Origin of the sequence: Clostridium sp. (assembly GCF_051278035.1) — a bacterium.
GTDB lineage: Bacteria > Bacillota > Clostridia > Clostridiales > Clostridiaceae > Clostridium_AD.
On record NZ_JBNMNU010000295.1, the window covers coordinates 1 to 3093 of the forward strand.

Genomic DNA, 3093 nt, shown 5'->3' on the forward strand with positions numbered 1-3093 from the left:
AGAAAAGCAAATTAAAAAGAGGAAACATTTTGAAATTATGCTTGCTGAGTTAAAAAAGGAAAATATATTAATACAAAAGGTTACAGGAGGATGCGTATGATTGTATACCATGGTAGTAATGTTGTTGTTGAGAGACCTGTTTTGTTAACACCAAAACGAACATTGGATTTTGGAACAGGTTATTACACCACCACAAATAAAAATCAGGCAATAAGTTTTGCACAGAAGGTGATGCTTAGAAATGATAGTCAAACTAAAGCAGTTAGTATGTATGAGATTGATTTTGTAAACATGAGAAACACACTTGAAGTGCTGAAATTTGATGAGCCTAATGGAGATTGGTTGGATTTTGTTTTTTCTAATAGGCAGGGCATTTATAGTGGTAAACAGTATGATGTGATAATTGGGGCAGTAGCGGATGATACTATATATAGGGTTTTCAGTTTGTATGAAGCAGGACTCTTGGATAGAGAAGAAACTCTCAAGAGATTGAAGGTTAAAAAATTATATGATCAAGTTACATTTTGTACAGAGAAAGCATTGACCTATTTGCATTATATTGGTAAGTTAAATGCTGATATAGAGGAGGGTGCACAATGAGTGAATTAAAAGAATTTCAAGTTATTCTACAAGTGATTGTATCTCGCTTGGTACAAATGGTTGCAAAAGAGATGAATATTTCTGATAAAGATGCATTAAATAGCATTTACTCATCAAAGCTCTATGAAAAGCTAGAGCAAGAGGAGATGAAAGTCTGGCATTTAAGTGTGCCTACTCTTTATAGTCTCTATATTGAAGAAACAAAAACAGGGACAATTGTTTTCCCAGAGGAGGCATAAAAATGGAAGAAAAATTAGATTTTTTAGTATATTGTATAGAAAACTATAAAAATGAAAAAGGTCTGAAAGGCAAGGAAGCTTTAGAGTTTTTTAATAGATACCGTGTTTTCGATTACATTAATGCGAGCTATGAAGCTTTGCATACAACTGGAAGAGAATATATTATAGAAGACCTTAACATTTACATTAATGCAAGGCAAAAGGTTGATTCAGGGGTTGTACAATAATAATTTAAAACGTTTAGAGCCTTAGGGCTCTTTTTTCATACCTGAAAAAGGAGGCATGCGTCAACGTTGTTGGATAAATAATGCATAAGGTAATAAAGGAGGTTATAATATATTAATAAGAGTGATGTGGAGGGGATATTATAAAACAGTGAAATTAAGTAGTAAAATTTGCACCGAAATACATAAGTGAAATGAACAAATGCATTTGAATACATAAAGTCAATTGACTTTTGCAAATAGTATGTTGCAATTTGTTTATACTAGAGTTGGAGGTGTTTTTTATGATAAGGGAAGCCATTAAAGATTTAAATAAATGGAAAGATGGAAAACATAGAAAGTTTGGGGAGTTATCGGAATTAGTAGCTATATCAACATTGGCCATTGGAGTAAGAGATTATATTGGCATCATTGGTGATGATTTTGATGGTGTTACAGATGCTCATGAAGCTTAAAAAGGTGTCAAGAAAAATAACTTCCAGTTTTTATCATGGCCCCAATGGCCTAACATAAACCTGGAAGTTATTTTTATTGCCCGTTTGATTTTCCTAGAATGTTATAAGAACTTTTTTCCTTGTATAATTTCCTTGTCAACACCCAATTTACCATTTTGCATTTTATTCTTTAAAATATTAGGTTCTTCTTTGTGATGTTCAAGTTTTTTAACATCACCAGTAGCATCTTCTTTTTTATCATTTTCGCTTTTGAAAACTGATTTATCTACGTACATATAAACCTCCGTTAATATAAATTTTACACTTCTTTATATTGCCCTTTTAAAAAAAATATTATCCTGTTTATTAAATAGTGAATAATAAAATTGCTGATACTAGTTGGGATATTATACAGTCAAAAAAAAGCGCCCTTTTTAAGGGGCACTAATTTTCTAAGCTACATCAATTATACTAGTATCAGTAGAAACTACTTTGGCATCTTTCTTGCCAATTAAGTTACCATTCGATGATTCGAAAATGTTGCTAGCAATGATTAAATCCATAAGTGAATTCGCCTCTTCTTCTGTCACAGTTGGAACGCCTTCTCCGTCAGCCTTAATGTCAGATACAGTTAACGTAAAATATTTACCTTCTGTATCTGTTAAAAATTTCATAACCAATTTATGCATATTAGTTTACCTCCTTCAAATTTTTTTATTCACTAACTAAGTTGAACTGATCTTCTCTGTCTAACCTAAATAATGGATAAGTTTTGAGGTTTGAGATAGCCTCTCCCACAGCAAATAGGTCTGCGTCTACTGCAGCTACTTTTAGTTTACTTAATCTCTTTGTTCCATATTTGTCATTACCTTTGATGTCAACTCCTACCTTCATAGTAAGTTTTAGTGCACTGGATACCTTTGTTGATACAACTGCCATGTTAAATCACTCCTTTCATTTTGTTTTCATTAAGTATATATGCACCTTGAAAGTTTTGTGCGATATTATGTGAATATATAAATTCACATAAGCAATTTTAGCTTTTTAAGAGCTTTATTCTTAAGTCTTGCAACTTGATGATAGCTTTTATCACCGTCACAGGCTATTTCTCCTAAGGGTCTTTCTAAAAAATAATAGTTATTTATTATTTCTCTCTCTAAGGGCTCAAGTGTAGCAATCGCTACATATAATTTTTTTGCCTCGTCAAAGGCTATAACTTCATCCTCTAATGTAAACTCATAATTACCTAAGCGATCTAGGTCTAGCATATCGCTATTTGGGACCTCCCTAAAATGCTTTATCTGTCCTTTTAGAAGTGCTCTATAGTTCATTCTTATAGCATTTACGCAATATCCATTAAAACTATTGCTACCTAGCTTGTACATAGCGATGGCTTTAATGACGGATAAATATCCATGTTGGATAAGATCCTCTGTATTATACCCTGGAACGTGGTACCTTGTAGATTCCTTGAATATGAGATATTTAAATTTATCTATTATTTGTTCTGTAGCACCACACTCTTTAGTTTTAGCCATTTGGACTAATTTTTCCATGTTAATGCACCGCCTTTAATTTTTTTAACTTAGTTATACT

8 protein-coding genes are annotated in these 3093 nt (G+C 32.2%); 4 read left to right on the forward strand and 4 right to left on the reverse strand.

Annotation, left to right across the window (positions count from 1 at the left end):
• Positions 1-96: 96 nt before the first annotated feature.
• From ACJAX4_RS23160 to ACJAX4_RS23175, 4 genes are all read left to right on the forward strand, one after another.
• Positions 97-600 (forward strand): DUF3990 domain-containing protein, encoded by a 504-nt coding sequence (locus tag ACJAX4_RS23160; RefSeq protein WP_435791801.1) that lies wholly within the window; start codon positions 97-99, stop codon positions 598-600.
• Positions 597-839 carry a hypothetical protein gene (locus ACJAX4_RS23165; RefSeq protein ID WP_435791802.1) on the forward strand — a complete coding sequence of 81 codons (243 nt, stop codon included), beginning with the start codon at positions 597-599 and terminating at the stop codon, positions 837-839. The genes ACJAX4_RS23160 and ACJAX4_RS23165 overlap by 4 nt, the downstream gene beginning before the upstream one ends.
• Positions 840-841: 2 nt before the next feature.
• Positions 842-1066 carry a DUF3791 domain-containing protein gene (locus ACJAX4_RS23170; protein ID WP_435791803.1) on the forward strand — a complete coding sequence of 75 codons (225 nt, stop codon included), beginning with the start codon at positions 842-844 and terminating at the stop codon, positions 1064-1066.
• Positions 1067-1347: 281 nt separating this feature from the next.
• The gene (locus ACJAX4_RS23175) at positions 1348-1518 is read left to right on the forward strand and encodes a hypothetical protein (protein WP_435791804.1); all 171 of its coding nucleotides are present in this window, start codon (positions 1348-1350) and stop codon (positions 1516-1518) included.
• A gap of 101 nt (positions 1519-1619) precedes the next feature.
• On the opposite strand, the gene ACJAX4_RS23180 is transcribed toward ACJAX4_RS23175, so the two are convergent.
• The 4 genes from ACJAX4_RS23180 to ACJAX4_RS23195 form a co-directional block, all read right to left on the reverse strand.
• The gene (locus tag ACJAX4_RS23180; RefSeq protein WP_435791805.1) at positions 1620-1793 is read right to left on the reverse strand and encodes a hypothetical protein; all 174 of its coding nucleotides are present in this window, start codon (positions 1791-1793) and stop codon (positions 1620-1622) included.
• A 156-nt stretch (positions 1794-1949) separates the two neighbouring features.
• Positions 1950-2186 (reverse strand): DUF2922 domain-containing protein, encoded by a 237-nt coding sequence (locus ACJAX4_RS23185; protein WP_435791806.1) that lies wholly within the window; start codon positions 2184-2186, stop codon positions 1950-1952.
• Between the two features lie 25 nt (positions 2187-2211).
• Complete coding sequence (locus tag ACJAX4_RS23190; RefSeq protein WP_435791807.1) at positions 2212-2436, reverse strand: DUF1659 domain-containing protein; 225 nt, start codon at positions 2434-2436, stop codon at positions 2212-2214.
• An 83-nt stretch (positions 2437-2519) separates the two neighbouring features.
• Positions 2520-3053 (reverse strand): sigma-70 family RNA polymerase sigma factor, encoded by a 534-nt coding sequence (locus tag ACJAX4_RS23195; protein ID WP_435791808.1) that lies wholly within the window; start codon positions 3051-3053, stop codon positions 2520-2522.
• Positions 3054-3093 lie beyond the last annotated feature (40 nt).

Coding starts and splice junctions, on each gene's coding strand:
- ACJAX4_RS23160 (WP_435791801.1), top strand. CDS start 97: ATGATTGTATACCATGGTAGTAATGTTGTTGTTGAGAGACCTGTTTTG.
- ACJAX4_RS23165 (WP_435791802.1), top strand. CDS start 597: ATGAGTGAATTAAAAGAATTTCAAGTTATTCTACAAGTGATTGTATCT.
- ACJAX4_RS23170 (WP_435791803.1), top strand. CDS start 842: ATGGAAGAAAAATTAGATTTTTTAGTATATTGTATAGAAAACTATAAA.
- ACJAX4_RS23175 (WP_435791804.1), top strand. CDS start 1,348: ATGATAAGGGAAGCCATTAAAGATTTAAATAAATGGAAAGATGGAAAA.
- ACJAX4_RS23180 (WP_435791805.1), bottom strand. CDS start 1,793: ATGTACGTAGATAAATCAGTTTTCAAAAGCGAAAATGATAAAAAAGAA.
- ACJAX4_RS23185 (WP_435791806.1), bottom strand. CDS start 2,186: ATGCATAAATTGGTTATGAAATTTTTAACAGATACAGAAGGTAAATAT.
- ACJAX4_RS23190 (WP_435791807.1), bottom strand. CDS start 2,436: ATGGCAGTTGTATCAACAAAGGTATCCAGTGCACTAAAACTTACTATG.
- ACJAX4_RS23195 (WP_435791808.1), bottom strand. CDS start 3,053: ATGGAAAAATTAGTCCAAATGGCTAAAACTAAAGAGTGTGGTGCTACA.